Origin of the sequence: Verrucosispora sp. WMMD573 (assembly GCF_027497175.1) — a bacterium.
Classification (GTDB): domain Bacteria; phylum Actinomycetota; class Actinomycetes; order Mycobacteriales; family Micromonosporaceae; genus Micromonospora.
In genome coordinates, this window is sequence record NZ_CP114901.1 from 4,603,319 (window position 1) to 4,630,314 (window position 26,996).

Sequence of the window (26,996 nt, forward strand, 5' to 3'; positions counted from 1 at the left end):
TCGTGCGAGACGGCCTACCGGGAGGCGGCCAGGGTCACCGGCACCCCGACCACCTTCGTGTGGGAACCGTCAGCCGCCGACACCTCGTACACCTCGATGGTGCCGGTCTGCTCGGCCGGCAGCCGGTATCTCACCGCGACCCGATAGGCGCCCCGGCAGCCCGTGCCGCAGGTGGCGGTGGTGAACGTGGTGGCGAGTTGACGGCCGGCGGCGTCGAGCACCCGGACGCTCACGGTGGCCTCGAACACGTCGGCGCTGCCGGTGACGGTGACCGGGCTGGTCACCCGGTCGCCGATGAGCGGGCCGGTGACCACGATCGGTGGCAGCAGGTCGGCGTGGTCGGTGCGGCCGGTCGGCGCGGCGGTGCCGAAGTCGACCTGTCGCACGGTGGGGAACTGGGTGAGGGTGTAGACCACCTGCGCCTCACGTAGCCGGGCGGTGACCGGGTCGGTCACCGCGGGCAGCCGGACGCTGGCGACACCGTCGGCGATCCGGCTCACCTCGGCGCCGTCGGGCAGCAGGGTGACCAGGCCGGCGTCGGCCTCGCGCCGGGTCGGCCCGGCCGCCAGCTCGGCCAGGGCCAGCCGGGACGTGGCCACCGTGGCGGGTCGGGTGCGTCGGGTCGGGACGAGTCGCCCGTCCCGGACGTACCACAGCTCAAGGGTGAGGGTCCCCAGCCGGGTGACGCCGGTGGTGCCGGTGCCCGGCGTGGTCGGCGCGGGGGTGTCCGTGGGCGGCGGCGCGACGGTGGCCGGGGGGCCGATTCTGGTGGGAGCGGGCACGGTCGGCGCGGCGGCCGTCGGCGCCGGCCCGAGCGAGCCCGACCGCGACGGCGAGCACCCGGCGACCAGCAGCACCAGGGCGATCAGCGTCGCGAGTCGGCACCGGCTCATCCGGTGTCACCGGCCAGCTCGGCGCCGGGCGCGCCGGGCATCCGCGTCGACCCCGTGCTCTCCGCTGCGGTATGCGCCGACGGGACGCCCTCGGGCGCGACGTCGGGCAGGTCGAGGCGGAACCGGGTGCCGACGCCGGGGGTGCTGTGCACGGTCAACCGGCCGCCGAGCAGCCGGGCGTTCTCCAGCGCGATGGCCAGACCGAGCCCGCTACCGCCGCCGGAGCGCGCCGGGTCGACCTTGTGGAACCGGTCGAACAGGCGGGGCAGGTGTTCGGCCGGGATGCCTGGCCCCCGGTCGTCGACGTCGATGTGCACCCGGTCGCCGGTTCGCGCTGTCCGCACCCGGACCTCACCGCCGCCGTGCTGCACCGCGTTGGCGACCAGGTTGCCCAGCACCCGCTCCAGCCGGCGCGGGTCGGTGCGAAGGCGCAGCGGGTCGCCGTCGACAGTGACCCGGTCCGGCCAACCGCGAGCGGCCACGATCCGGCGCACCAGGCCCGGCACGTCCACGTCGGTCACCTGCACCGCCTCCCGCCCGGCGTCCAGCCGGGAGATCTCCATCAGATCCTCCACCAGGCGGCGCAGCCGGACCACGTCGCTTACCAGCAGCTCACCGGCGCGCCGGGCATCGGTGGGCAACTGGTCGAGGTGATCGTGCAGCAGCGAGGCCGCGCCCACCAGTGCGGTCACCGGGGTACGCAGCTCGTGCGCCACATCGGCGGTGAACCGCCGCTCCCGTTCCTGCGCGTGGTGCAGGGCGTTGATCTTCGCCTCCAACGCCTCGGCCATCTCGTTGAACGACGCCGCCCACCCGCTGAACTCGTCCCGACCGGCCACCGGCAGCCGGGTGGCGAGCAGGCCCTCGGTGATGTCCCGGGCGGCCCGGCTGGCCCGCCCCACCGGCTCCAGGGTGCGCCGGGCGAGGCTGTGTCCGACCGCGGCGGCGAGCAGCACCACCAGCACCCAGCCGGCGGCGAGCGCGTTGCGGAGCTGCTCCAGCCCGGCGGCGAGGTCGTCCTCGTCGGTGACGACGTACAGCTCGGCGGTCGAGCCGGGAATCCGGCCGCCCACCACGAGCAGCCGCGTCGGACCGGGACCGCGCTGGTAGCCGAGCTGCCCGGCGGCCACGGTGGCGCGCAGCCGCTCGGTCAGCGGCGGCGCGTACGCCGGGTCTGACGGCCAGGTTTCCCCGGCGATCAGCACCACGTGTCGGTCGCTGCCCTCGAAGCTGGTCAGCAGTTCGCCACGGCGCTGCTCGGTCAACGGCAGGAACTGCCCGGCCAGCACCAGCCGGTAGCGGGCGTCGGCCGCAGCGGCGTGCAGCGACGCGTCGTAGCGGGCCTGCCGCAGCAGCAGGTACGACCCACCGGCGAGCACCCCGGCGGAGATCCCGGCGACCAGCACGAACGCGATGGTCAGCCGGCGGCGTAGCCGGCCGGGACGGACGGTCGGTGGGCCCGGCGTCGCCGGTGGCGCGGGTTTCCCGCCCCCTGTGGCCGCCGGCACCCGTGTCCCTGTCATCGTCGTGGTCCGCTCAACCGGCGACGAGCTTGTACCCGGCGCCGCGTACCGTGCGGATCAGCCGAGGGTTTCCCGGGTCCGCCTCGACCTTGGCGCGCAGCCGCTGCACCGCCACGTCGACCAGCCGACTGTCGCCGAGGTAGCTGTGGTTCCAGACGCGGTCCAGCAGCAGCTCGCGGGTGAACACCTGCCCGGGTCGGCGGGCCAGCTCCAGCAGCAGCCGGAACTCGGTAGTGGTCAGCGGCAGTTCCTGACCGTCCCGGCGAGCCACGAACGCGCCCGGGTCGATCTCCAGGTCGCCGACCCGCAGCGGGCCGGCTTCGGGTGGCACCACGGCGCGGCGTAGCACCGAACGGACCCGGGCCACCAGTTCGGGCAGGTCGAAGGGCTTGCGCAGGTAGTCGTCGGCGCCGCATTCGAGGCCGACCACCACGTCGATGGTGTCGGTGCGGGCGGTCAGCATGAGGATCGGCACCGTACTGCTGCGCCGGATCTCCCGACACACCTGGAGGCCGTCGAGGCCGGGCAGCATGATGTCCAGCACGATCACGTCGACGGTCCCGGCCCGCCAGGCGGTCAGGGCCTGCCGGCCGTCGGCGGCGGTGTCCACCCGGAACCCGGCGCGGCGCAGCCCGAGGGCGGTGACCTCCCGGATGGAGGCGTCGTCCTCGACCACCAGCACGCGGCCGTCCATGATGCAGCCAGGGTAGTCCCGGGCGGTCGGTACGTCGCTCGGCGTGACGGGCGGGGGTAGGGGTCCGGCCGGTGCCGGACCCCTACCGCAGCGGTCGGTCACTCCTGCCACTGGTGCGCCACGTCGAGCACGATCCGGCTGTGGTCGCCGGGGCCGGCCAGCACGAACACCCGGAACGGCAGCCGGGCGCGGACACCGACGGCGAAGGTGCTGTAGCCCTCGAAACTGCCGCCGAAGACCACGTCGCGCAGGGTCTGGTAGCGCAGCACGTTGGCCACGTGCTCGCCGGTCCGGTACGGCACGGTCGCGAGATGCTCGTCGTCGTACGCGGGGGCACGCAGCGACACCCGCAGCAGCGCGTCACCGGCCGTGTACGGCGACAGCGCCAACCCTTCGCCCTCGGTGTACGTCTCGCCGTAGCCGACGCTGTAGCCGGTGACCGGGCCGTCGAACTCGAACACCACCCGGTCGTGGCAGTCGTGCCGACCGGTCCGTACCTCGATCAGTGGTGCGGAGCTGAGCGCCCCGGCGGTCTTGTCGGCGCTGCCCCAGGTGATCCCGCAGTACGGCGAGCCGGTTGCCGCCTGCGTGGCGGTGGTGGGCGCGGCGGTCGCGGCGACAAGCGCGGCGAGGGCCACGAGCACCGTGGTGACGGTCCTTCTGATCCTCATTGTCTGCTCCCTTCCGGCCCGCCGGGTCCCGGGGACGTGCGGGCCTGACCTGGTGAAGCCCCACCGTCGCGCCGCTACGCCACGGCAGTTTCGCCGTTCCGTAACGCGCGGGTAACAGCGGCGGGCGGTATGACGCTTTCGCGATGACAACCATCGAGGGATGGCCATTAACATTCACGCACATCGATTGCGGCGTTTCGGCGCGCCGCTCAGTCCGCAGGGAGTGCGTGATGATCCGACGACAACTGCTGCGCGCGGCCACCGCCGCGCTGGCGGCGGTGCTGGCGGCGACGGGGCTTCAGGTGGTCACCGCCGCCGGTGCCTCGGCGGCCCGGACCGTCTACTACGACGCCAGCCGGGCCGGTGAGTTCCGGACCAACTTCGACCAGGCCGCGCAGATCTGGAACAGCCGGGTCAGCAACGTGCGGCTGGTGCCCGGCACGCCCGCCAGCGTCACCATCTACGTCGACAGCGGCTGGCCCCGGGCGCAGGTCACCGGGCTCGGCTCCGGGCGCATCTGGATGGGCTGGCAGGCGGTCAACCAGGGCTACCACCGCACCAGGATCGCCACCCACGAGTTCGGTCACATCCTCGGCCTGCCCGACCGGCGCACCGGCCTCTGCTCCGATCTCATGTCCGGCAGCAGCGCGCCGGTCTCCTGCACCAACGCCTACCCCAGCGCCGCCGAGGCGAGCCGGGTCAACCAGCTCTTCGCCGGCAGCAGGAGCGCGTCGACCGCCGCCGGCAGCTACACCTGGACCGAGGACACCGGCGTCGGGATCCTCGTCGTCAACGGCCGCCCGGCCACGGAAAACTACCCGTGGCTGGTCTACACCTCCGGCTGCACCGGCACCCTGATCAAGGCCAACTGGATGGTCACCGCCAAGCACTGCCCGACCCCGTCGTCGGTGCGGGTGGGCAGCATCAACCGCACCAGCGGCGGCACTGTCGTCGGGGTCAGCCGAGCGGTCAACCACCCGAACATCGACGTCAAGCTGTTCCAACTGGCCAGCTCGGTCAGCTATGCGCCCGCGCCCATCCCGACCACCTCCGGCGCCGTCGGCACGGCCACCCGGATCATCGGCTGGGGCCAGACCTGCGCACCCCGTGGCTGCGGCTCCGCTCCCACCGTGGCGCACGAGCTGGACACCTCGATCGTGGCCGACAGCCGGTGCAGCGGCATCAACGGCCCGTACGAGATCTGCACGAACAACACCAACGGCAACGCCGGCGCCTGCTACGGCGACTCCGGCGGCCCGCAGGTGCGCCGGATCAACGGCGTGTGGAACGTGATCGGCGCGACCAGCCGAGCGGGCAACAACAGCTCCACCTGCGCCACCGCCCCCTCCATCTACGGTGACCTCCCCTCGATCCGCTCCTGGATCAACTCCCAGGTAGGCGGCCTCCCCGCCTGACAGTTTCCGCCGATCATGCAGTTGTGGTGCCCCACGAACTCCCCCGAAACGGGATGTTCAGGGTGCCACACCTGCATGATCGGCGAGGGTTGTGCGGGGGAGCGCGGGGTGGGGTGGGATAGTGGGCGGTCGTGGCGAGGTTTGGGGTGCTCAGTCTGCCGTCGAGTAACCGGGTGTACTCGGGGGCGGCTGTGGAGTTGACGCGGGCGGAGCTGGAGATCTTCGGCGATGCGGTGCTCGGTGGGCGCATCGGTGATGTGGCGACCGCGACCATCGGCGGGGCGCGCTACGTCACGTTCGAGGTCGCCGGTGGCCTCAGCGAGCGGGACGCCGCGTTGCTGGGCAATCTTTCCAGCGCCTACGCGATCTTCGAGTTCGTCGGCGACCTGCTGCGGCCCGTGCCGGTGACCCGGCTGGACCGCTTCGACGACGACCTGCTCACCATCCAGAAGTATCCGGGCAAGACCAACGAGCAGTTCACCAAGCTGCTGCTCAACGTCACGTTGCTCGCCTCGGACGGGGCCGGCGAGTTGCTGACCCGGCGGTTCCGGGTGCTCGACCCGCTGTGTGGCCGGGGCACCACCCTCAACCAGGCGATGATGTACGGCTTCGACGCCGCCGGTCTCGACCGGGACAGCAAGGACTTCGAGGCGTACCAGACGTTTCTGAGCACCTGGCTCAAGCGCAAGCGGATCAAGCACCGGGTGCTGGAGTCCGGGCCGATCCGCCGGGAGCGCAAGGTGGTCGGTCGGCGGCTACGGGTGGAACTGGCCGCATCGAAGGAGGCCCACCGGGCCGGCGACGTGCAGGCGGTGGACGTGGTCAACGCCGACACCACCCGGGTCGGTGAGTTCTTCCGCCCGGAGTCGGTCGACGTGGTGGTGGCCGACGCGCCGTACGGAGTGCAGCACGGCAGCCGTACCGCTGAGAGCGGGCTGGCCCGCGACCCGCTCGACCTGCTCACCGCCGCCGCGCCCGGGTGGGCGCGGGTGCTGCGCCCCGGCGGCGCGTTGGGCATCTCGTGGAACACCAACGTGGCCCGCCGCGACGCCGCCGCCGAACGCCTGACCGCAGTCGGCCTCACCGTCCTCGACACCGGCCCCTGGCGCGCCCTGACCCACCGCGTCGACCAGGCCATAGTCCGCGACGTCCTAGTAGCCCAAAAACCCCACTAAACCCCACCCCACCTGTCCCACCCCCCCGTTCTGCCCCGTTGATCATGAGGTTAGCGGCGATGTTGATCTCCGAAACGGCCGCTAACCTCATGATCAACGTGGGTGTGCGGGGGTGGGGGTGGGTGGGTCAGCGGGGGTGGGCTTGGGGGCGGGCGGGGGTGGGGGCGAAGGCGGTGAGGAAGCGGTCGCGGAACTCGTGCATCGGCCAGACCGGGGCGTTCGCGTCCGGGGTCAGGCCGTCCTGCCAGCCCCAGTCGTTGATCCGCTCGAACACTGCCGGGTCCTTGGTCACGATGTGGATCGGCACGTCGTGGCTCGGGTTCTCGCCGGTGACGACTGGCGCGGGCTGGTGGTCACCGACGAAGACCAGCACCGTGTCGTCGTCGCCGTACCTCTCCACATAGGAGATGAGGGTACGCAGCGTGTAGCTGACCGAGTGCCGGTAACCGGTGCGGGCCTGCGCGGTCGGCGTACCGATGATGCCCCGCCGGAACACCTCACCGTCGTCGATGGTGTCCCAGTCGACAAGCGACGGCACCTTCGTCCAGGGGGAGTGACTGGAGACCAGGGCCAGCTCCGCCATGACCGGACGGTCCTGCTGCCCGGCCAGCTCCCGTTTATGGAACTGATGGATGGCGAACTGGTCGGGCATCGGGGCGAAAGCGAACTTGGGACCCTGGTAGCCCAGGTCGGGGCCGCTGTAGAACTGCTCGTAGCCGTAGAAGGCACCCTCCGGCCAGGCCTGGTTGACCGCCGGCATCACCCCGACCGTACGCCAGGAGGCGCGCCGGAACGCGTCGCCGAGGGTGAACCGGTCGGTGGCGAGCAGGTTCCGATAACGCTGGTTGTTGTCGACCCACAGGCCGGACAGCAGGGTGGCGTGCGCCAACCAGCTCGCCCCGCCGATGGTCGGCGAGGTGAGGAAGCCGCTGCGGGTGGCGAACCCGGCCGTGGCGAGCCGGTCGGCGCTCTCGTCGAGCATCCGGGGGATGGACGCGAACTCGGCGTCGGTGACCGCGTCGCGGCCGTAGCTCTCCACGAAGGCGATCAGCACGTTCTTGCCGCGTAGACCGGTGAGCAGCTGGTCGGCGGGTACGTCCCGGAACGGGTCCACCCCGACCTCGTTGGCGAACGCCTGGCGGTCGTACAGCCGGTCCCGGACCTCGGCGGCATGTTCCTGAACCAGGATTGAGGCGTTGGTGTCGGCCATCGGCATGGCGGGCACGATCCGTGCCCCGAAGGCGGCCAGCACCGCCCAGACCACCACCAGCGTGGCAACCGCCCGGGTGCTGCCGGTCCGGTGCCGGGTCAGCAACCCGGACAGCCGTACCGCGGACAGGGCGGTCAGCAGCGGCACGGCCAGCAGCAGCAGCCCGATGCCGAGCGCGATGGCGATCGCGCCCGGCCGGCCGATCGACTCGGCCACGAAGGTGAACGCCTCATCCAACAGCGACCAGTCCAGCACCAGGTCGAACGGGCGCCCCAGGGAGGAGTAGAAGCCCAGGTCACCGACCTTCACCACGGCGACGAGCCCGAGCAGTCCACCGGCTAGCGCAGCCACTGTCCGGCGGGGTCGACCGGGCAGCGCGAGCAGCAGCGCGGCCAGCAGCAGCGCCTCCAGCGGGATCCGCAGGAACGCGCCGGGTTCCAGCTGCCACGGCCGGTTGGGCAGGGTGAACGCGACCAGTACCAGCAGCGCGGCGAGCGCCGTGGCCACCCGCGCGGCGATTCGTCGCCGCAGGTTGACCGGCGCTGGCCGGGACGTGGCGTCATCCACCCCGGAGTCGCGCGCATCGGTAGCCTCGGCGTCGCGCGCGTCGGCGGCCTTGGGGCGGGCTGCCGCGCCGGCGCCGCGTCGGTCGGTGGCGGTGTTCATGTTCTCGTCATGGCGCGGCGTGGACGCAGGGTCGGAGATCGACAACTGGGTCTCCCGGGTCAGCGCAGCGACAGGACGGGGGCGGTGGACAGGTCGCGCTCGTCGACCCGGTCGGCCCGGCGTACGCCGATCGGCACGGTCGGCATGGTCGGCACCGTCGGCACCACCAGGGCCGGCACGGTCCGGACCGGTCGGTGCCGCCACAACCAGCTGACGTCCCGCCCGAACGATTCGAGCAGCAGGCCCAGCGCGGCCACCAGCACGACAGTGGTCAGCATCCCGGGCAGCACCTGGGCGGCGGCGACCGCGAGCATGATCCCCTGGACCGCGGCGACCACCTTACGCCAGTACCGGTGCGGCAGCTGCGCGTTCATCCAGGGCAGCAGCCAGCCGGCGACCAGGAAGACGTACCGCATCAGGCCGATGGCGAGCACCCAGGCGCCGATCGACGGGGCGACGTGAAGGCTCAGCATCAGCACCAGGAACGAGTCGACCTCCATGTCGAACCGGGCGCCGAGGGCGCTTGTCGTCCCGGTGCGGCGGGCCACCTTGCCGTCGACCGCGTCGAGGGCAAGGGCCACCGCCGTCATCGCCACCAGCAGCGCCACCGGCGCGGGGCGATCGCCGGTCAGCGAGTCGGCGATCAGCGCGGTCACCGCCCCGACGAGCAGTCCGCGACCCATCGTCACCCAGTCGGCCGGTCCCAGCCGGGTGGAGCCCGCGTGACGCAACCCGCGCACGAGTGCCAGGCAGGTCACCGCCCCGTACGCCAGACCCGCCAGCCAGCCCGCGACACCGAGACCGACCGTCGCGGCGAGCGCTGCCAGCAGCACGATCTGGACGATCAGCCCGATTTGCGGACCGGTTCGAACTGTGGACACCGTGCCTCCGTGTTTATGATCGACGACCCCTGCCAGGGAACTACGGGAAATACGACGGATCGGTTCGGTCTGGACGCAGGTAAGGAGAAAATTCCGGTGACGCGTACCGCCCTCGCCTTCTGGCTCCGGGCTCCCGGCGTGGGTGAGATCCGTCCGGTGACGTTGCCGGAACCCGACGCCGACGAGGTCCTCGTGCGCAGCCGGTACTCCGGAGTCAGCCGGGGCACCGAGACCCTGGTCTTCACCGGGGGCGTGCCTGCCAGCCAGTACGCCGCGATGCGCGCCCCGTTTCAGGATGGCGATTTCCCGGCCCCGGTCAAGTACGGCTACCTCAGCGTCGGCGAGGTCGAGCAGGGCCCCGCGCACCTGCTCGGGCGTACGGTGTTCTGCCTGCACCCGCACCAGAGCGCGTACGTGGTGCCGGCGGCGGCGGTGACCGTCGTGCCGGCGGGGGTCCCGGCGGCCCGCGCGGTGCTGGCCGGCACGGTGGAGACCGCCGTCAACGCGCTGTGGGACGCGCCGCCCCTGGTCGGCGACCGGGTCACCGTCGTCGGGGGTGGCATGGTCGGCTGTGCCGTGACCGCCCTGCTGGCCCGCTTCCCCGGCGTACGGGTGGAACTTGTCGACACCGATCCGTCCCGCGCCGAGGTGGCCGCCGCGTTGGGCGTCGACTTCGCCGCCCCCGAAACCGCCAGCGGCGGCCGTGACCTGGTGGTGCACGCCAGCGCCAGCTCCGCCGGCCTGCAACGTGGCCTGGACCTGCTCGCGCCGGAAGGCACCCTGCTCGAACTGAGCTGGTACGGCGACCGGCCGGTGCAGCTGTCCCTCGGCGGCGCGTTCCACTCCGGACGACTGAACATCCGCAGCAGCCAGGTCGGCATGGTGGCGCCGGCGCGACGCGGCAGTCGCAGCTACGCCGACCGGATGGCACTCGCCCTGGACCTGCTCGGCGACCCGGCGTTCGACGTGCTGATCACCGGCCGGTCGCCGTTCGCGGAACTGCCCGACGTGCTCGCCCGACTCAGCGCGGGCGACCTGCCCGCGCTGTGCCATCTCATCACCTACGACGGGGAGTGAACCGTGTTCAGCGTGACCGTCCGTGACCACATCATGATCGCCCACAGCTTCCGTGGCGAGGTCTTCGGCCCCGCCCAACGGCTGCACGGCGCGACGTTCGTGGTCGACGCCACCTTCCGCCGACCGGACCTCGACGACGACGGCATCGTGGTCGACATCGGCCTGGCCACCGACCAGCTCAAGGCGGTGCTCGGCGAGCTGAACTACCGCAACCTCGACGACGAGCCCGCGTTCGCCGGGCAGAACACCACCACCGAGGTGCTGGCCCGCACCATCGCCGACCGGCTCGCCGAGCGGGTGGCCGCCGGTCAACTCGGCGGCGGTGCCCGGGGCCTGACCGGGATCACGGTGACCTTGCACGAGTCGCACGTGGCGTGGGCCAGCTACGAGCGGGCGCTGCCCGGCCCGACCGCCGTCGGTGAGGGCGCCGCCTGACGTGCCGACCCTGCACGTGATCCTGCCGGGCGACATCGACGACCCGGCGTCACCCAGCGGCGGCAACGGCTATGACCGGCGGATCTGCGCCGGGCTCACCGCAGCCGGCTGGTCGGTCCGCGAGCACGCCGTGGCCGGTGACTGGCCGCGATCGTCCCCGGCGGCGCAGGCTGCGTTGGCGCAGGTGCTGGCCGGCACGCCAGACGGGGCGCTGGTGCTGGTCGACGGACTGGTCGGCTCGGTGGTGCCGGACGTCCTGGCCGCCCACTGCGGGCGGTTGCGCCTGGTCGCGTTGGTGCACCTGCCCCGGGACGACGAGACCGAGGCCCGGGCGTTGGCCACGGTCACCGCCGTGGTGGCCACCAGCGCCTGGACCCGCGACGCCCTGCTGCGGCGGTACCCGCTGCCCGTCGAACGGGTGCACGTGGCACCGCCCGGGGTGGACCCGGCGTCGCCGGTGCCCGGCTCGGCGACCGGTTCGGCCCTGCTCTGCGTCGCGGCGGTCGCCCGACACAAGGGCCACGACGTGCTGGTCGAGGCCCTGACCATGGTGGCCGACCGGCACTGGACGCTGACCTGCGTCGGCCCGCTGCATCGGGAGCCGGAGTTCGTCGACGGGCTACGTGCGCGGATCACCGCCGCGCGGCTCGCCGACCGGATCCGGCTGACCGGGCCGTTGGCCGGCGACCGGCTGGCCGCCGCGTACGCCGCCACCGACCTGCTGGTGCACCCGTCGCGCGGTGAGACGTACGGGATGGTGGTCACCGAGGCGCTGGCCCGCGGCGTACCCGTGCTCGCCACCGCCGTCGGTGGGCTGCCCGACGCCCTCGGGCGAACGGCGGCGGGCGACCGGCCGGGTCTGCTGGTGCCGCCCGACGACCCGGCCGCCCTCGCCGCGGCGTTACGTCGCTGGCTCGACGACGCGGCCCTGCGCGAGCACCTGCGGCACGCCGCCGTCCAGCGACGGGACACCCTCGCCGACTGGAGCAGCACGGTCGCCCAGATCACCACGGCCCTGAAGGAGGCGTCGGCATGAGCATCGATCTCCCGCCGGATTTCGCACGGTGGCTCGCGCTGCGGGAACCCGCCGACGTGGCGGCCCGGTCCAGCGAACTGGTCGACACGCTGCGGGCGGCGTTGCCGGGCCACCGCCCCCTGGTGGTGCATGATCTCGGTGCCGGGACCGGCTCGCTGGGCCGCTGGCTGGCCCCGCTGCTGCCGGGCGCACAACACTGGATCCTGTACGACCAGGATTCCGACCTGCTGGCCCGGGCCCGCGCCGGCATGCCGGCCGCCGCCGCCGACGGCGCACCGGTGACCGTCGAGACGCGTCAGGGCGACCTGACCCGGCTGACCGCCGCCGAGCTGGCCGACGCGGCTCTGGTCACCGCCTCGGCCCTGCTCGACATGCTGACCGCCGAGGAACTCGACCGCCTGGTCGCCGCCTGCGCCGGGGCGCGTTGCCCGGCGCTGTTCCTGATCTCCGTGACCGGCACGGCGCGGTTGACCCCGGCCGATCCGCTGGACGACGAGGTGACCGCCGCCTTCAACGCACACCAGCGGCGTACCGTCGACGGTCGGCGGCTGCTTGGCCCGGACGCGGTCGACGCCTGCGCCGCCGCCTTCGCCCGGCACGGAGTGGACGTGGCACTACGCCCCAGCCCCTGGCTGCTCGGTCCGGAGCGGGCCGCCCTGGCGGCGGAGTGGTTCACCGGATGGCTCGACGCGGCTCGGGAGGAACGTCCCGAGCTGACCGCCCGCACCGGCGGGTACGCACGCCGTCGGCTGGCGGAGGCTGAAACCGGTCGGCTCGGGGTACTGGTCGGTCACGTCGACCTGCTGGCGCTGCCCCGTTGAACCGGCAGCCGACCAGCTACGTGCGTACAGTCAGGGAAGATCGTCATGCCGGGGAGGCACGAGTGGGGGATGAAGCTGGCGGCGCCGCACCCACGGCGACCCCGGTGGGCCGGTCGATCTGGGGCTGGGCCCGACTGGTGTTGGGACTGGCCGTCCTCGTCGGGCTGCTCTGCTGGTTCGGCACCGGTCCGTTCCTGGCCGGACTGCGGCTGATCGACGCGCCGGCCCTGGCCGCCGCGCTCGCCATCGGCGTCCTCACCACCGTCTGCGCCGCCTGGCGGTGGAGTCTCGTCGCGGGCGGGCTCGGGGTACGGCTGCCACTGCGGGAGGCGGTCGCCCACTGCTACCGGGCGATCTTCCTTAACGCGACGCTGCCCGGCGGGATTCTCGGTGACGTGCACCGCGCGGTGCGGCACGGCCGCGACGTGGGCGACGTCGGACGCGGGATCCGGGCGGTGGTGTGGGAACGGATGGCCGGGCAGCTCGTGCTGGTCGCGGTGGCCGTGGTGCTGCTGTTCGCCTTCCCGTCGCCGGTGCGCCCATTCCTGCCGGTGGCGACCGCCGTGGCGGTGGCGGTGCTGGTCGCCGTGGTGCTGGCCGCCCGGCTGCTGCCGCAGTCCGGTGCCTCCCGGTGGGCGCGCGCGTTAGGTACCGCCGTATCGGACGTCCGACGCGGGCTGCTCGGCCGGCGAACCTGGGCCGGGGTGCTGTTCGCCTCGGCGCTGGCCGTCGCCGGGCACCTCGCCACCTTCCTGGTGGCGGCACGCACGGCGGGTTCCACCGCCCCGCTGACCCTGCTGCTGCCGCTGACCCTGCTGGCCCTGCTCGCGATGGGGGTGCCGGCCAACGTCGCCGGGTTCGGCCCCCGCGAGGGGGTGGCCGCGTGGGCGTTCGCCGCCGCCGGCCTGACCGCCGCCGAGGGGGTGGCCACCGCGACGGTGTACGGCGCCCTGGTGCTCGTCGCGAGCCTGCCCGGAGCCGCCGTGCTGCTGGCCCGACGCGTCCGTGTACCCGCCACCGTCTGACGAGGAGACCCATGTCCGAATCACTGCCTGTCGCCACCATCCGGACGCAGGTCACCGTGCCGCTGCGGTTTCCCGACGGTTACACCACCACGGCCCGGCTGTTCACCTTCGACGGGCTGGTCGACGGCCGGGAGCACCTCGCCTTCGCCCTCGGCGACACCGCCGCGGCCGAACGCGGCGGCAACGTGCCACTGGTCCGCCCGCACAGCGAATGTCTCACCGGCGACGTGTTCGGCAGCCAGCGCTGCGACTGCGGGCCTCAGTTGCGCGAGGCGGTGCAGCGCATCGCCGAGGCCGGCGGCTACCTGCTCTACCTGCGCCAGGAGGGCCGGGGCATCGGGCTGTACGCCAAGCTCGACGCGTACGCGTTGCAGGACGCCGGGCTGGACACCTTCGAGGCCAACGTCGCGCTCGGTCACGCCGAGGACGAACGCGACTACACCGTGGCGGCGCAGATGCTCGCCGCGCTCAGCGTCGGACCGATCGCGGTGCTGAGCAACAACCCGGAGAAGACCGAGCAGTTGGGTCGGCTCGGGATCACCGTGACCGAACAGGTGCCCACCGGCGTGTTCCTGTCCCCGGCCAACGCCGACTACCTCGCGGCGAAGGCCAGCCGCGCGGCCCGCACCGCCGACCTTCCCTTCGTCCGGTGACCGGCCCGCCCGGGGTGGCCCGGCCCTACGTGCTGCTCAGCTGCGCCACCTCGATCGACGGCTACATCGACGACGCCACCGAGGAGCGGCTGCTGCTGTCCAACGACGCGGATCTCGACCGGGTGGACGAGGTCCGCGCCGGCTGCGACGCGATCCTGGTCGGCGCCGGCACCGTCCGCCGTGACGATCCTCGGCTGCTGGTGCGCTGCGAACGGCGCCGGGCCGCGCGCGTCGCCCGTGGCCTGCCGGCGTCGCCCACCCGGGTGACCGTGACCGGTTGTGGCGACCTGGACCCCCAGTCCCGGCTGTTCACCGTCGGCGACACCGAGCGGATCGTCTACAGCGCCAGCGGCGCGGTCGAGAAGACCCGGCACCGGCTGGGTGCGGTGGCCACCGTGGTCGACGCCGGTGACCCGGTCGACCTGGTGCGGATGCTGACCGACCTCGCCGAGCGGGGCATCGGCCGGCTGCTGGTGGAGGGCGGCGCGGGCGTGCACGGCCAGTTCCTCGCGGCGGGGCTCGCCGACGAGCTGCACCTGGTGGTGGCCCCGTTCTTCGTGGGTGACCGGCGGGCGCCGCGGTTCGTCGGCGAGGGCAGCTTCCCGTGGCACCCGGGGCGGCGGGCGCAGGTGGTGGAGGCGCGTCAGATCGGTGACGTGGTGCTCACCCGCTACGCCCTGTCCGAACGCTGCGAGCCGACGCAGGCCGACTGACGGTCGAGGAACATCAGCCGGGCGCGCTTGTCCGGCAGGTCGATCAGCGGGCCGTCGACGAAACCGGCCCGCCGCAGCCGGGCGATCGCCTTGTCGTTGCGGGCGTCCGGCTCCATCACCAGACGTAGCCGGCTGCGGTCGGTGAAGACGAAGGCGACGAACTCGCCCAGCAGCGTGCCGGTGAAGCCCGGTTCGGGCCGTACCGGGGTGCCGATCAGCAGGTGTCCACCGTGGTCACCGGGGCGTACCGGGTAGCACTCGCCAACCGGGTCGTGCTCCGGTTCGTAGGTCTGGAACAGCGCCACCGGATGCCCGTCGCGCAGGGTGAGGTACGCGTGGTGCGTGGCCAGCGAGTCCACGTACCGGTAGATCTCGGCGACCTGTTCCCGGTCGGCGTCGCGCATCCCCCAGAACCGGGCCCGCTCCTGGCAGACCCACGAGTGGATCACGTCGGCGTCGGCGTCGGGCTCGACCGGCCGGAAGGTGACCACACCGAATCGGGGCACGTGTCGTTCGTAGTGGTGACGGTCAGTCATCGTGCTCCTCGGTCAGCCGGTCCCAGTCACAGACGGTCTGGATCAGGTCGCCGCTCACCCACAGCGGCAGTTGGTCGTCGCGGTGCGGTCCGCTTCCGGTTGCGCCGAGCGGCACCACCCAGCGGCTGTTGTCCCGCCGGGCGAGGTCCCACACATAGCGGGCCGCCGGTCCGCGCAGACACAGGTCGGTGACTCCGGGAACGCTGGAGGTGGCCAGCACACAGTCGTGGTCGCCGGAGAGCTGCGGACCCGGCGGCGCGGCCGGTTCGGGCAGCGCCTGCCACGGCAGGAGCCGGTGCCGTTCGCCCCAGCCCGGGGGGTCTCCGGCGGCGGCGACCTCCGCCAGGGCCTCGCCCAGCAGGTCGGCCCGATCCAGGCCGGGCAGGCCGGCGTGCAGCAGCGGATTCACCGCGTACCCGACCCGGGGCAGCAGGGCCAGCCACGGCCGGAACACCTCGGGATAGGCGGGTGGTTCGGCCAGCGCCGCCAGCGCGGGGTGGCCGGCCAGCCGGCGGGCCACGGCGGCCCGCAGGTCGGCGAAGGCGGCGGCGTCGACGCTGTCGGCGGCCATCCGGCGGTCCCAGGCGAGCAGACGTTCCCGCAGTCCGGCGGTGGCCGGACCGAGTCCGTCCAGCGTGGCGAGCAGGTCCAGCAGCGGCGCGGCGGCGGCCAGGTAGGTGTCGGTGTGCACGGTCGCCAACTGCTCGGCCCGCCAGTGGTCGGTGGCGTTCAGCAGTTGGCGGATCCGGTCGGCCCGGTACGGCGGCGCGAACTCCACGCCGAGCCCGGCGGCGAGGCCACGGTCGTTGGCCATCACCGCCACCCGGTCGACCGGTGCCTTCGGCATGTCGTGCCAGCCCTGCCAGGCGTGGCTCGGCTCCCAGCCGGGGACCACCCGCAGACCGTTGTCCCGGTGGCGTCGGGGCACCCGGCCGGCCACCCGATGCAGCAGCCCACCGGCCGTGTCGGCCGCGAGGACCACGTTCACCGGCTCGACCCAGCCGTCCAACGCCGCGTCGACGTCGTCGACGGTGCGTGCCCGCAGCAGCGCCGGCAGGACGCCGAAGCCCAGCTCACCGAGGACACGGGGCGGGTAGCGCAGGCTGACCGTGACGGCCGGGTCGTCGTCCGGACCGCCGGAGACCAGCGGCCCCCGGTCGGTCTCGATCACCTCGACCTCGACCGGTTCGGCCCCGGCCACCTCGATCGTCTCGAGGTGCCGGTGCGCGGTCCGCCACCCGTGCGGCCCGTACGCCTCGACGCGGTCGCCCCGGCGGCGCAGCCGTTCGGCGTACCCGTCCTGGTAGTCGGCCATCGCGTTGGTGATCGCCCAGGCGACCTGGCCGGCATGACCGAAGTGGGGGATGCCCGGAACGCCGGGCACGGCGAACCCGAGCACGTCGTACTCCGGGCAGGCGAGACGGATCTGCTGATAGATGCCGGGCGCCTCGATGAACCGGTGCGGATCACCGGCGATCAGCGCGGCCCCGGTGGCGGTGCGGTCGGCGGCGAGCAGCCAGCCGTTGCTGCCCGAGGTGACCTGGTTGTCGACGGCGAACAGCCCGGTGGCCTGCGGGCCGAGTCGGCGGGCTACGTGGTCGCGCCAGAGTTTGGTGCCGAAGCCCGCGAAGAGCACGTGGTGACCGAGCCAGATCGCCAGCGGCGTCCACGGCTGCCAGCGGCCCGGTCGCAGCCCGGTGGCGGCGAATTCGGCAGCCTGCGCCGCGCCGGCGGCCAGCGCGGCGTTGACCCCGTCCACGTAGCGACCCACCCATTCGGCGGTGGCCGGGTCGAGGGCGGCGTGACAGCGCCGCGCGGTGTCGTCGAGCCTCGCCCGGCGGGCGAAGCTGTCCCAGGCCACCGCGTCGGCGCCGAGGAACGAGGCGGAGGTGCCCTGGGACCGGTGCCGTTCCACCTCGATCTGCCAGGCCCGGTCCAGGGCGGTGACCCGACCCTGGGCGTAGGCCAGCGACAGGTGGTCGTCGGCGCGCAGGTGCGGGACGCCGTAGCCGTCGCGGTAGCGGCGGGCGCTCAACGCGCCACCGTACCGACTCGGGCGCGGGCCGCCGGAACCACCAGCGGCGTCCCGGTCTCCGGATCGTCGATGACTCGGCAGGGCAGGCCGAAGACCTCCTCGACCAGGTCGGCGGTGACGATCCGGCGGGGTTCACCGGCGGCCACCACCCGGCCACCGCGCATCGCGATCAGGTGGGTGGCGTAGCGGGCGGCGTGGTTGAGGTCGTGCAGCACCGCGACAAGCGTGCGGCCCTGCTCCTCGTGCAGCCGGGCACACAGGTCGAGGACCTCGATCTGGTGGGCGATGTCGAGGTAGGTGGTCGGTTCGTCCAGCAGCAGCAGGGGCGTCTGCTGGGCCAGCGCCATGGCCAGCCAGACGCGCTGCCGCTGACCGCCGGAGAGTTCGTCGACCAGCCGGTCGCCGAGGTCGTCGACGCCGGTGGCGGCCATCGACTCGGCGACGATCCGCTCGTCGTCGGGGGACCACTGCCGCAGCAGCCCCTGGTGCGGGTAGCGACCCCGGGCCACCAGCTCGGCCACCCCGATGCCGTCGGGGGCGATCGGCGACTGGGGCAGCAGCCCGAGCGTACGGGCCACGGCGCGGGCGGGAAGTCGGTGGATGTCCGCACCGTCGAGCAGCACGGCCCCGGCGGCCGGCTTCAGCAGTCGCGACAGCGCCCGCAGCAGGGTGGACTTGCCACACGCGTTCGGGCCGATGATGACCGTGAAGGAGTGGTCGGGCACGGCAACGGTGAGGTTCTCGGCGACGACACGTCGGTCGTAGGCGAGCCGCAGCCCGTTGCCACCGAGCCGGGAGGTCGACATGCTGGTTGCTCCGTTCTCGGATGTCTCGGCCGGGGTCGGCACGGTGGTCGCGATCGGCACGGTGGTCGGGGTCGACCTGGTTGTCGGGTGCGGTCCGCCAGAGTGGCCGGTCATCACAGTCGACCCGCCCGGCGCTCGGTGGCCAGCAGCCACACCAGGTAGCCGCCACCGATCACGCCGGTCACCACGCCGACCGGCAGCTGACCGGGGAGGGCGCGCAGGGCGACCTGATCGGCGACGACGGTGATCAGCGCGCCGATGAACGCCGCCGGCAGCAGGGTGACCCCGGGTGCCCGGGTGAGCCGGCGGGCGAGGTGGGGGGCGGTGAGCGCGACGAACGGCACCGGCCCGGCGGCGGCCGCGGACAGCGCCACCAGCAGCACGGCCCCGGCGAGCAGCAGCATCCGCATCCGGTGCACACTCACCCCCAGCCCGCTGGCGGCGTCGTCGCCCAGCTCGGTCATCCGCAGCGCCGGAGCGCAGGCCAGCAGCGCCGGCACCAGCACCGCGAGGGCGACCAGCAGCGGCACGGCGTCGGACCAGCCGCGACCGTCGAGGCTGCCGGTGAGCCAGAGCATCGCCCGGGAGGCGCTCATCAGCGGTATCCGGGTCATCAGGTAGCCGTTGACGCCGGTGAGGATGGCCGACATGCCGATGCCGACCAGGACCAGCCGGTAGCCGTGCACGCCACGCCGCCAGGCGATCAGGTAGATGAGCAGGCCGGTGACCACACCGCCGAGGGCCGCGGAACCGGCGAGCGTGGCGCTGCTGCCGCCGACGGCGACCACGACGAGCGCGCCGGTTGCGGCGCCCTGGGTGAAACCGAGCACGTCCGGGCTGCCCAGCGGATTGCGGACCAGCGACTGGAAGACCGCTCCGGCCAGACCGAGCGCGGTACCCACGGCCAGGCCGGTGACCAGTCTGGGCAACCGCAGCTGGGTGACGATGAACTCCTCGGCGGCGGTGCCGCCACCGGTCAGCGTGCGCAGCACGTCGGCCGGTGACATCGGGTACTCGCCGTGCCCGACGGCCAGCACGCCGACGCCGACGGTCAGTAGCAGGCAGAGCGCGCCGACGGCGAGGACGCGGGGATGCAACCGGACGGAGAGCCGGCCGGGTGTACGGATCACGATCATGAGCGGGTCGTCCTCGTCCTGAGCACCAGCGTCAGGAACAGCGGGCCGCCGACCACGGCGGTGATGAGGCCGACCTGGAGTTCGCCGGGACGGCCGACGACCCGGCCGAGCACGTCGGAGCCGAGCAGCAGCACCGGGGCGAGCAGCGCGCAGTAGGGCAGCAGCCAGCGCAGGTCGGGGCCGGTGAGGGCCCGGACCAGGTGCGGCACGAGCAGCCCGACGAAGACGATCGGCCCGCAGGCGGCGGTGGCGGCCCCGCAGAGCAGGGTGATGGCGAGGATCACACCGGCCCGGGCCACGGCCGGGCGGGCGCCCAGGGCCTGTGCGGCGTCGTCGCCGAGGGCGAGCGCGTTGAGCGGTCGGGCAGCGGCCAGCGCGACCAGCAACCCGACGGCGATGAACGGCAGCACCCGCAGCACGGTGCCGTCGTCGGCGCTGGCCAGCGACCCGACGGTCCAGAAGCGCAGCCGTTCCAGGCCGGCCGCGTTGAGCAGCATCACCGCGCTGACGTACGAGTACAGGGCCGCGTTGAGGGCCGCGCCGGCCAACGCCAGGCGGGCCGGGGTGGCCGCGCGACCGCCACCGACCGCGTACACCCCGACGGTGACGACGGCGGCGCCGAGCAGCGCGAACCACACCTGCCCGGTGCCGCCGCCGAGGCCGAACAGGGCGGTGGCGGTCGCGATGGCGGCGGCGGCTCCGGCGTTGATGCCGAGCAGGCCGGGGTCGGCCAGCGGGTTGCGGGTGAGCGCCTGCATGGCCGCGCCGGCCACCCCGAGCGCGGCGCCGGCCAACAGTCCGAGCAGCGTCCGGGGCAGCCGCAGCTCCCGTACGACCGCGTACTCGGCGGCGTCGCGGTCGGTCAGGGCGTGCCAGACCTCGGACGGGGGGATCGGCTTGGCGCCGACGGCCATGCTGAGCACCGCGACCGTGAGCAGGGTCAGCGCGGCCATGAGGAGACCGCTGGCGCGCAGGGCGGTGCGGCGGTGCCGGGGCGGTGTGGTCGACCGGGTCGGCGTCTCATAGGGTGGCGACTCGATGACGGACAGTGTGAACTCCAGTGTGGTGCGAAACGCCGTCGGGACTTGACAGGAGCCGAGTCTAGGCACGAAGTTAGGTTAGGTTAGCCTAACCCCCGGCTGTCCATGGTCCGAGACCCTGATCGAAAGACGACACGAATGTCTGAGCACCTCTCCGCCCGTCGCCTCTCCCGCCGGGGGCTGCTCGCCGTCGGCGGAGGCGCCGTGGCCGCCGCACTCGTCGGCTGCGGCCGCGACGATGCCTCCGAAGCCAACGGCGACAACACCTCCGGCCCCTGGTCGTTCACCGACGACCGCCCCGAAAAGGTCACCGCCGACGCCCGACCGGAACGGGTGGTCGCCTTCACCGGCTCCGCCGCGGCGCTTGTCGACTTCGGACTCGGCCGCGAGATCGTGGGCGTCTTCGGCGAGACGAAGAAGGCCGACGGCAGCGTCGAGCCGCAGGCCGGCGACCTGGACGTGGAGAGCGTGGAGATCCTCGGCAACGTCTGGGGCGAGTTCAGCGTCGAGAAGTACGCCGCCCTCCGCCCGGAGCTGCTGGTCACCCACATGTACGACCCGGGCGCCTACTGGTACGTGCCGGACGAGAGCAAGGACAAGATCCTGCCGCTGGCGCCGGTGGTGACCATCACCACCGCCCGGGTGCCGATGACCAAGCCGATCGAACGGTACGCCCAGCTCGCCGAGTCCCTCGGCGCCGACCTGTCGGCACCCAAGGTGACCGACGCCAAGGCGCGGTTCGAGGCCGCCGCGGAGGCGGTCCGTCAGGCCGTCGCGGCCAACCCGGGCATCAAGGTGATGGCCGCCTCGGGCAGCCCCGACCTGTTCTACGTCTCCAACCCCAAGGTCAGCACCGACCTGATGTACTTCGCCGAACTCGGCGTCGACATCGTGGTGCCGACCAAGCTTGAGGCCGGCGACTACTTCGAGGCGCTCAGTTGGGAGAACGCCGGCAAGTTCCCCGCCGACCTGATCCTGCTCGACAACCGCGGCACCGCCCTGCAACCCACCGACCTGGCCGCCAAGCCCACCTGGAAGCAACTGCCCGCCGTGCAGGCCGGGCAGGTCACGCCGTGGGACGCGGTGCCCCGATTCTCGTACGCGGGCGCGGCTCCGCTGCTGGAGAACCTCGCCAAGGCGATCCAGGGGGCGAAGAAGCTCACCTGACGCCGCCGGGCGGCCGGCCACGGTCGACCACCGCACCGGCCGCCCCGCAACCCCTCCCAGAACCGAACTGCCCGCCGCCCACCTGTCGTGCGGCGGGTTCCGGCTGCCCGAAAACCGAACCGCCGAGCGTGGAGGACACGTCCATGACCCTGCCGGTGCACCCCGCCGAGGCAACGCCGACCCACCCGACGCGCGAGACCACACCCGCCCGGGCACACCTGCTCAACGACGACACGGTCGAGCAGTACCGCCGGGCGGTAGCCGCCGGCACCGACCGGGTCGCCCGCCGGGTGGCCGAGGCGAACGGACCCTTCACCGGCGTACGTCCGGACGAACTCGCCCCCCAGGTTGAGGCGATCGACCTGGACCGGCCGCTGGGCGACACGACCGCCGCGCTCGACGAGCTGGAGGAGGTCTACCTGCGCGACGCGGTCTGGTTCCACCACCCGCGTTACCTGGCCCACCTCAACTGCCCGGTGGTGATCCCGGCGCTGGTCGGCGAGGCGATCCTCAGCGCGGTCAACTCCTCGATGGACACCTGGGACCAGAGCGCCGGCGGCACCCTCATCGAACGGCGGCTCATCGAGTGGACCGCCGACCGGATCGGTCTCGGCCCGACCGCCGACGGGGTGTTCACCAGCGGTGGCACCCAGTCCAACCTGCACGCCCTGCTGCTGGCCCGGGAGGAGGCGCTGGCCGCGGCGACCCCCGCCGACCGGCGGATCCTGCTGCCCCAGCTGCGGATCATCGCCTCGGCGGCCGGTCATTTCAGCGTGCAGAAGGCGGCAAAGCTGCTCGGCCTGGCACCGGACGCGGTAGTGGTGGTGGAAACCGGCCCCGACCGGCGGATGCGCCCCGGCGCGGTCCGGCACGAGATCGCCCGCTGCCGGCGCGCCGGACTGACCGTCATGGCGGTGGTGGCCACCGCCGGCACCACCGACTTCGGCACCATCGACCCGCTCGACGACATCGCCGAGGTGTGCGCGACGTCCGGGGTCTGGCTGCACGTCGACGCCGCGTACGGCTGCGGGTTGCTGGTCTCGCCCACCCGCCGGCACCTGCTCGACGGCATCGAACGCGCGGACTCGGTGACGGTCGACTACCACAAGTCCTTCTTCCAACCGGTCAGCTCCAGCGCGCTGGTGGTCCGCGACCGGCGGACCCTGCGGCACGCCACCTGGCACGCCGACTACCTCAACCCGGCCCGGATGGTCGCCCAGCGTATCCCCAACCAGGTCGACAAGAGCCTGCAGACCACCCGCCGGTTCGACGCGCTCAAACTCTGGCTGACCCTGCGGGTGATGGGGCCCGACGCCGTCGGTGAACTGTTCGACGAGGTCTGCGACCGGGCCGCGCAGGCGTGGGAGCTGGTCGCCGCGGACCCGCGCTTCGAGGTGCTGACCCGTTCGCAGCTGAGCACCGTGGTGTTCCGCTGGCGACCCACCGGCCCCGGCCGGGACCTGGCCGACGCGGCCAACCTGCGGGCCCGCGAGGCGTTGGCCGCCTCCGGTCTCGCCGTGGTCGCCGGCACCAGGGTCGACGGTCGTCAGTACCTCAAGTTCACCGTCCTGAACCCGGCCACCACCACCGAGGACGTCGCCTACGTGCTGGACCTGATCGCCGAGCACGCCGGCCGTCACGTGCACGAACACGCCGGTGCGCCCACCGCCGACCTGACCTGCCCGGTCGGCTGAACATGGCACCCACCAACCCGAGCCTGGAGGGCCGGATGGAAAGCTACGACTTCATCGGGATCGGCCTCGGGCCGTACAACCTCGGCCTGGCCTGCCTGACCGCGCCCATCGCCGACCTCGACGGGCTGTTCCTGGAGACCCGCGACGACGTCTCCTGGCATCCCGGCATGCTGCTGGAGTCGTCCCGGTTACAGACGCCGTTCCTGGCCGATCTGGTCACCCTCGCCGACCCAACCTCGCACTTCTCCTTCCTCAGCTACCTCAAGGAGATCGGCCGGCTCTATCCCTTCTACATCCGGGAGAACTTCTTCCCGCTGCGGGTGGAGTACGACGCGTACTGCCGCTGGGCCGCCGCGAGGCTGTCCAACCTGCGGTTCGGCCACCGGGTCACCGCCGTCGAGTACGACCCCACCGACGACCGGTACGTGGTGACCGCCACGGTCGACGGCGCCACCGTCGCCCACCGGGCCCGGCACCTGGTGCTCGGCACCGGCACCCCACCGCACCTGCCGGTCGCCTGCGCCGAGCTGACCTCGGACGCGGTGCACAACTCCCGGTACCTGGAGCACCGGGACGCGTTGCGGGCCAAGCGGAGCATCACCATCGTCGGCAGCGGGCAGAGCGCCGCCGAGATCTACCACGACCTGCTCGGCGACATCCACAGCCACGGTTACCAGCTGAACTGGGTGACCCGCTCGCCCCGCTTCTTCCCGCTGGAGTACACCAAGCTCACGCTGGAGATGACCTCGCCGGACTATGTGGACTACTTCCACGCGTTGCCCGAGCCCACCCGGTACCGGCTGGAGGCCGAGCAGAAGGGGTTGTTCAAGGGCATCTCCGTCGACCTGGTCAACGACATCTACGACCTGCTCTACGCCGCCAGCATCGACGGCCCGGTGAACACCCGGCTGCTGACCAACACCGAGCTGACCGAGGTCACCCACGACGAGAGCAGCGGCGTGCACACCCTGCGGCTGCGCCACGTCGAGCAGGAACGCGACTTCACCCTGGACACCGAAGGGCTGGTGCTGGCCACGGGCTACCGGTACGAGGTGCCGGCGTTCCTGGAGCCGATCCGGGACCGGCTGCGCTTCGACGACCACGGTCGGCTCGATGTCGCCCGCAACTACAGCGTGGACACCACCGGACGCCGCGTGTTCCTGCAGAACGGGAGCACCCACACGCACAGCATCACCTCGCCCGATCTCGGCATGGGCCCGTACCGCAACAGCTGGATCATCCGGGAACTGCTCGGTCGCGAGGTGTACCCCATCGAGAAGTCGATCGCCTTCCAGGACTTCGGGGTGACCGGGTGACCGGGCTCGTCTACCTCCGCCAGGATCGGCGACTCGGCGAGTTCGCCCTGCGTACGCTCGACGTGGCCGCCGACGCGCCGACGCTGCACCGGTGGGTGACCCACCCCAAGGCGGCGTTCTGGCTGATGCAGGACGCCGACGCCGACGCCGTGGCCGCCGAGTACCAGCGCATCGCCGATCATCCGCACCACGAGGCGTACCTCGGTCTGTGGCGGGGCGAGCCGGCGTTCCTCGCCGAACGCTACGATCCGGCGCGCGTCGAGCTGGTCGGCCTGCACGACGCCCGGCCCGGCGACGTCGGCATGCACTTTCTCTGCGCACCCACCGACACCCCCGTCTCCGGCTTCACCCGCGCGGTCATCACCACGGTGATGGCCTGGCTCTTCGCCGACTCCGCCACGCACCGGGTCGTGGTGGAGCCGGACGTACGCAACACCGCCGTGCACGCGCTCAACGCGGCGGTCGGCTTCGAGGTGGTCGGACCGGTCACCAAGCCGGAGAAGACGGCCCTGCTGAGCATCTGCACCCGGCAGCGGTTCCTGGCCGCCACCCGAGACGAAGGAGTACCGGCATGACCACCCGTGACCCGGTGGCCCACCTACGCCCACAGACCTGGGAGCGGGCAAACCGCCTGCTGGTGCGCAAGGCGCTCGCCGAATTCACGCACGAGCGCCTGCTCACTCCCGAACCGGACGACCCGGCGGCCGTCGACGGCACCGGCCGCCGCTGGTACGCCGTCGCCGCCGCCTCCGGCGCGGTCCGGTACCGGTTCGCGGCCCGGGTGCTGACCCTGGAGCACTGGGACATCGACCCGGAGAGCATCACCCGGCACCGGGACGGCGAGCCGCTGCCGCTGGACGCGGTCGACCTCTGCCTCGACCTGCGCGACGCGCTCGGCCTCACCGACCGGATCCTGCCGGTCTACCTTGAGGAGATCACCTCCACCCTCGCCGGCCTGGCGTACAAGCTGGACCGGGCGCTGCCCAGCGCGGCGAAGCTGGTGGAGGCAGACTTCCAGACCATCGAGACGTCGATGACCGAGGGCCACCCCTGCTTCGTGGCCAACAACGGGCGGCTCGGCTTCGGTGTCGACGAGTACCACAGGTACGCCCCCGAGGCAGCCCACCCGGTGCGGCTGATCTGGCTCGCCGCCCACCGCGACCACGCCACCTTCACCAGCGCCGCCGACCTGGACCAGGAGACGCTGCTGCGCACCGAACTGGGCGAGGCGACGCTCGCCCGGTTCGCCGCGACCATGTCCGAGCTGGGCCTGGACCTCGCCGACTACCACCTCATCCCGGTGCATCCCTGGCAGTGGTGGAACAAGCTGTCGGTGACCTTCGCCGGCGAGGTGGCGCGTCGCCGACTGGTCTGCCTCGGTGCAGGCCCCGACGACTACCTCGCCCAGCAGTCCATCCGCACCTTCTTCAACGTCAGCCACCCGGAGCGGCACTACGTCAAGACCGCGTTGTCCGTGCTGAACATGGGCTTCATGCGGGGGCTGTCGGCCGCGTACATGGAGGCCACCCCGGCCATCAACGACTGGTTGGCCGACCTGATCGACGGCGACGAGGTGTTCCGGGGCACCGGGCTGACCATCATCCGGGAGCGGGCCGCCGTCGGCTACCGGCACCGCCAGTACGAGGCCGCCACCGACCGCTACTCGCCGTACCGGAAGATGCTGGCCGCGCTCTGGCGGGAGAGCCCGGTCCCTGACCTGGCTCCCGGCCAGCGACTGGCCACCATGGCGTCGCTGCTGCACATCGACGCCGACGGGCGATCGTTCGCCGCCGAGCTGATCGCCGCCTCCGGGCTGGCACCGGCGGTGTGGCTGCGCCGCTACCTGAACGCCTACCTGACCCCGCTGCTGCACGCGTTCTACGCCTACGAACTGGCGTTCATGCCGCACGGTGAGAATGTCATCCTGGTGCTGCGCGACGGGATCGTCGAGCGGGTGATCTTCAAGGACATCGCCGAGGAGATCGTGGTGATGAGCGCCGCGGCGCAGCTGCCGCCCGCTGTCGAGCGGGTTCGCGCCGACATTCCGGAGGACATGAAGCTGCTGTCGATCTTCACCGACGTCTTCGACTGTTTCTTTCGCTTCCTCGGCGCGACCCTGGCCGATCAGGGGGTCATCGGCGAGGAGGAGTTCTGGCGTGCCGTGGCCGACTGCGCCACCGAGTACGCCGGCCGGGTGCCCCACCTGGCCGACCAGCTGGCCCGCTACGACCTGTTCGCCCCGGAGTTCGCGCTGTCCTGCCTCAACCGGCTGCAACTGCGCGACAACCAGCAGATGGTCGACCTGGCCGACCCGTCCGCCGCCCTGCAACTGGTCGGTGCTCTGACCAACCCGATCGCCCGCTTCGCACCCTCCTGAC

24 protein-coding genes and 1 pseudogene are annotated in these 26,996 nt (G+C 72.6%); 14 read left to right on the forward strand and 11 right to left on the reverse strand.

What is annotated here, in order from left to right:
* Positions 1-14: 14 nt before the first annotated feature.
* From O7601_RS20980 to O7601_RS20995, 4 genes are all read right to left on the reverse strand, one after another.
* Entirely contained in the window at positions 15-893 is an 879-nt protein-coding gene (locus O7601_RS20980) for a Gmad2 immunoglobulin-like domain-containing protein (RefSeq protein ID WP_281562797.1), read from the reverse strand.
* The gene (locus O7601_RS20985) at positions 890-2,416 is read right to left on the reverse strand and encodes a HAMP domain-containing sensor histidine kinase (RefSeq protein WP_281562798.1); all 1,527 of its coding nucleotides are present in this window, start codon (positions 2,414-2,416) and stop codon (positions 890-892) included. The genes O7601_RS20980 and O7601_RS20985 overlap by 4 nt, the downstream gene beginning before the upstream one ends.
* A gap of 13 nt (positions 2,417-2,429) precedes the next feature.
* Complete coding sequence (locus O7601_RS20990) at positions 2,430-3,110, reverse strand: response regulator transcription factor (protein ID WP_281562799.1); 681 nt, start codon at positions 3,108-3,110, stop codon at positions 2,430-2,432.
* Positions 3,111-3,208: 98 nt separating this feature from the next.
* Positions 3,209-3,781 carry a hypothetical protein gene (locus tag O7601_RS20995; RefSeq protein ID WP_281562800.1) on the reverse strand — a complete coding sequence of 191 codons (573 nt, stop codon included), beginning with the start codon at positions 3,779-3,781 and terminating at the stop codon, positions 3,209-3,211.
* A 230-nt stretch (positions 3,782-4,011) separates the two neighbouring features.
* Here O7601_RS20995 and O7601_RS21000 point away from each other — a divergent pair, with 230 nt between their 5' ends.
* Together O7601_RS21000 and O7601_RS21005 are read left to right on the forward strand one after the other, a co-directional pair.
* The gene (locus O7601_RS21000; RefSeq protein ID WP_281562801.1) at positions 4,012-5,196 is read left to right on the forward strand and encodes a snapalysin family zinc-dependent metalloprotease; all 1,185 of its coding nucleotides are present in this window, start codon (positions 4,012-4,014) and stop codon (positions 5,194-5,196) included.
* A 131-nt stretch (positions 5,197-5,327) separates the two neighbouring features.
* Positions 5,328-6,371 carry an SAM-dependent methyltransferase gene (locus O7601_RS21005; RefSeq protein ID WP_281562802.1) on the forward strand — a complete coding sequence of 348 codons (1,044 nt, stop codon included), beginning with the start codon at positions 5,328-5,330 and terminating at the stop codon, positions 6,369-6,371.
* Between the two features lie 127 nt (positions 6,372-6,498).
* On the opposite strand, the gene O7601_RS21010 is transcribed toward O7601_RS21005, so the two are convergent.
* Positions 6,499-8,247 carry a sulfatase-like hydrolase/transferase gene (locus O7601_RS21010; protein WP_281562803.1) on the reverse strand — a complete coding sequence of 583 codons (1,749 nt, stop codon included), beginning with the start codon at positions 8,245-8,247 and terminating at the stop codon, positions 6,499-6,501.
* 191 nt (positions 8,248-8,438) lie between these two features.
* Positions 8,439-9,128 (reverse strand): annotated as a pseudogene (locus tag O7601_RS21015) (CDP-alcohol phosphatidyltransferase family protein); the annotation flags it as partial.
* 96 nt (positions 9,129-9,224) lie between these two features.
* On the opposite strand from O7601_RS21015, the gene O7601_RS21020 reads away from it, so the two are divergent.
* The 7 genes from O7601_RS21020 to O7601_RS21050 all read left to right on the forward strand — a co-directional run bounded on the left by O7601_RS21020 (position 9,225) and on the right by O7601_RS21050 (position 14,888).
* The gene (locus O7601_RS21020) at positions 9,225-10,205 is read left to right on the forward strand and encodes a zinc-binding alcohol dehydrogenase (protein ID WP_281562805.1); all 981 of its coding nucleotides are present in this window, start codon (positions 9,225-9,227) and stop codon (positions 10,203-10,205) included.
* A 3-nt stretch (positions 10,206-10,208) separates the two neighbouring features.
* Complete coding sequence (locus O7601_RS21025) at positions 10,209-10,640, forward strand: 6-carboxytetrahydropterin synthase (RefSeq protein WP_281562806.1); 432 nt, start codon at positions 10,209-10,211, stop codon at positions 10,638-10,640.
* Position 10,641: 1 nt separating this feature from the next.
* A complete protein-coding gene (locus O7601_RS21030; protein WP_281562807.1) occupies positions 10,642-11,676 on the forward strand; it encodes a glycosyltransferase family 4 protein in 1,035 nt (344 codons plus the stop codon).
* On the forward strand, positions 11,673-12,497 hold the full coding sequence (locus O7601_RS21035; RefSeq protein ID WP_281562808.1) for a class I SAM-dependent methyltransferase: 825 nt from the start codon (positions 11,673-11,675) through the stop codon (positions 12,495-12,497). The genes O7601_RS21030 and O7601_RS21035 overlap by 4 nt, the downstream gene beginning before the upstream one ends.
* A gap of 62 nt (positions 12,498-12,559) precedes the next feature.
* Complete coding sequence (locus O7601_RS21040; RefSeq protein ID WP_281562809.1) at positions 12,560-13,522, forward strand: lysylphosphatidylglycerol synthase domain-containing protein; 963 nt, start codon at positions 12,560-12,562, stop codon at positions 13,520-13,522.
* 11 nt (positions 13,523-13,533) lie between these two features.
* Positions 13,534-14,175: a GTP cyclohydrolase II gene (ribA, locus tag O7601_RS21045; RefSeq protein ID WP_281562810.1), complete on the forward strand. Its 642-nt coding sequence runs from the start codon at positions 13,534-13,536 to the stop codon at positions 14,173-14,175.
* The gene (locus tag O7601_RS21050; RefSeq protein ID WP_281562811.1) at positions 14,172-14,888 is read left to right on the forward strand and encodes a dihydrofolate reductase family protein; all 717 of its coding nucleotides are present in this window, start codon (positions 14,172-14,174) and stop codon (positions 14,886-14,888) included. Before ribA ends, O7601_RS21050 begins: the two co-directional genes overlap by 4 nt.
* Here the strand turns inward: O7601_RS21050 and O7601_RS21055 are convergent.
* The 5 genes from O7601_RS21055 to O7601_RS21075 all read right to left on the reverse strand — a co-directional run bounded on the left by O7601_RS21055 (position 14,846) and on the right by O7601_RS21075 (position 20,354).
* Positions 14,846-15,424 carry a GNAT family N-acetyltransferase gene (locus O7601_RS21055; RefSeq protein WP_281562812.1) on the reverse strand — a complete coding sequence of 193 codons (579 nt, stop codon included), beginning with the start codon at positions 15,422-15,424 and terminating at the stop codon, positions 14,846-14,848. The genes O7601_RS21050 and O7601_RS21055 overlap by 43 nt on opposite strands.
* Positions 15,417-17,459, reverse strand: coding sequence for a penicillin acylase family protein (locus O7601_RS21060; RefSeq protein ID WP_281562813.1), 2,043 nt, complete (start codon positions 17,457-17,459; stop codon positions 15,417-15,419). Before O7601_RS21060 ends, O7601_RS21055 begins: the two co-directional genes overlap by 8 nt.
* On the reverse strand, positions 17,456-18,265 hold the full coding sequence (locus tag O7601_RS21065) for an ABC transporter ATP-binding protein (RefSeq protein ID WP_281562814.1): 810 nt from the start codon (positions 18,263-18,265) through the stop codon (positions 17,456-17,458). Before O7601_RS21065 ends, O7601_RS21060 begins: the two co-directional genes overlap by 4 nt.
* A gap of 113 nt (positions 18,266-18,378) precedes the next feature.
* Complete coding sequence (locus O7601_RS21070; protein WP_281562815.1) at positions 18,379-19,401, reverse strand: iron chelate uptake ABC transporter family permease subunit; 1,023 nt, start codon at positions 19,399-19,401, stop codon at positions 18,379-18,381.
* Positions 19,398-20,354 (reverse strand): iron chelate uptake ABC transporter family permease subunit, encoded by a 957-nt coding sequence (locus tag O7601_RS21075; RefSeq protein ID WP_281566993.1) that lies wholly within the window; start codon positions 20,352-20,354, stop codon positions 19,398-19,400. The genes O7601_RS21070 and O7601_RS21075 overlap by 4 nt, the downstream gene beginning before the upstream one ends.
* A 225-nt stretch (positions 20,355-20,579) precedes the next feature.
* Between O7601_RS21075 and O7601_RS21080 the strand changes: the two genes are divergently transcribed.
* The 5 genes from O7601_RS21080 (at position 20,580) to O7601_RS21100 (ending at position 26,995) form a co-directional block, all read left to right on the forward strand.
* Entirely contained in the window at positions 20,580-21,608 is a 1,029-nt protein-coding gene (locus O7601_RS21080) for an ABC transporter substrate-binding protein (protein WP_281562816.1), read from the forward strand.
* A gap of 143 nt (positions 21,609-21,751) precedes the next feature.
* Complete coding sequence (locus O7601_RS21085; RefSeq protein ID WP_281562817.1) at positions 21,752-23,302, forward strand: aspartate aminotransferase family protein; 1,551 nt, start codon at positions 21,752-21,754, stop codon at positions 23,300-23,302.
* A 35-nt stretch (positions 23,303-23,337) separates the two neighbouring features.
* Positions 23,338-24,618 carry a SidA/IucD/PvdA family monooxygenase gene (locus O7601_RS21090; RefSeq protein WP_281566994.1) on the forward strand — a complete coding sequence of 427 codons (1,281 nt, stop codon included), beginning with the start codon at positions 23,338-23,340 and terminating at the stop codon, positions 24,616-24,618.
* The gene (locus O7601_RS21095; protein WP_281562818.1) at positions 24,615-25,193 is read left to right on the forward strand and encodes a GNAT family N-acetyltransferase; all 579 of its coding nucleotides are present in this window, start codon (positions 24,615-24,617) and stop codon (positions 25,191-25,193) included. The genes O7601_RS21090 and O7601_RS21095 overlap by 4 nt, the downstream gene beginning before the upstream one ends.
* Positions 25,190-26,995 carry an IucA/IucC family siderophore biosynthesis protein gene (locus tag O7601_RS21100; RefSeq protein ID WP_281562819.1) on the forward strand — a complete coding sequence of 602 codons (1,806 nt, stop codon included), beginning with the start codon at positions 25,190-25,192 and terminating at the stop codon, positions 26,993-26,995. Before O7601_RS21095 ends, O7601_RS21100 begins: the two co-directional genes overlap by 4 nt.
* Position 26,996 lies beyond the last annotated feature (1 nt).

Excerpts from the sequence above, each read along its gene's own strand:
- O7601_RS21065 (WP_281562814.1), bottom strand. The coding sequence starts at position 18,265 with ATGTCGACCTCCCGGCTCGGTGGCAACGGGCTGCGGCTCGCCTACGAC.
- O7601_RS21035 (WP_281562808.1), top strand. The coding sequence starts at position 11,673 with ATGAGCATCGATCTCCCGCCGGATTTCGCACGGTGGCTCGCGCTGCGG.
- O7601_RS20990 (WP_281562799.1), bottom strand. The coding sequence starts at position 3,110 with ATGGACGGCCGCGTGCTGGTGGTCGAGGACGACGCCTCCATCCGGGAG.
- O7601_RS20985 (WP_281562798.1), bottom strand. The coding sequence starts at position 2,416 with ATGACAGGGACACGGGTGCCGGCGGCCACAGGGGGCGGGAAACCCGCG.
- O7601_RS20995 (WP_281562800.1), bottom strand. The coding sequence starts at position 3,781 with ATGAGGATCAGAAGGACCGTCACCACGGTGCTCGTGGCCCTCGCCGCG.
- O7601_RS21055 (WP_281562812.1), bottom strand. The coding sequence starts at position 15,424 with ATGACTGACCGTCACCACTACGAACGACACGTGCCCCGATTCGGTGTG.
- O7601_RS21075 (WP_281566993.1), bottom strand. The coding sequence starts at position 20,354 with ATGGCCGCGCTGACCCTGCTCACGGTCGCGGTGCTCAGCATGGCCGTC.
- O7601_RS21100 (WP_281562819.1), top strand. The coding sequence starts at position 25,190 with ATGACCACCCGTGACCCGGTGGCCCACCTACGCCCACAGACCTGGGAG.
- O7601_RS21085 (WP_281562817.1), top strand. The coding sequence starts at position 21,752 with ATGACCCTGCCGGTGCACCCCGCCGAGGCAACGCCGACCCACCCGACG.
- ribA (WP_281562810.1), top strand. The coding sequence starts at position 13,534 with ATGTCCGAATCACTGCCTGTCGCCACCATCCGGACGCAGGTCACCGTG.
- O7601_RS20980 (WP_281562797.1), bottom strand. The coding sequence starts at position 893 with ATGAGCCGGTGCCGACTCGCGACGCTGATCGCCCTGGTGCTGCTGGTC.
- O7601_RS21090 (WP_281566994.1), top strand. The coding sequence starts at position 23,338 with ATGGAAAGCTACGACTTCATCGGGATCGGCCTCGGGCCGTACAACCTC.
- O7601_RS21080 (WP_281562816.1), top strand. The coding sequence starts at position 20,580 with ATGTCTGAGCACCTCTCCGCCCGTCGCCTCTCCCGCCGGGGGCTGCTC.
- O7601_RS21070 (WP_281562815.1), bottom strand. The coding sequence starts at position 19,401 with ATGATCGTGATCCGTACACCCGGCCGGCTCTCCGTCCGGTTGCATCCC.
- O7601_RS21000 (WP_281562801.1), top strand. The coding sequence starts at position 4,012 with ATGATCCGACGACAACTGCTGCGCGCGGCCACCGCCGCGCTGGCGGCG.
- O7601_RS21010 (WP_281562803.1), bottom strand. The coding sequence starts at position 8,247 with ATGAACACCGCCACCGACCGACGCGGCGCCGGCGCGGCAGCCCGCCCC.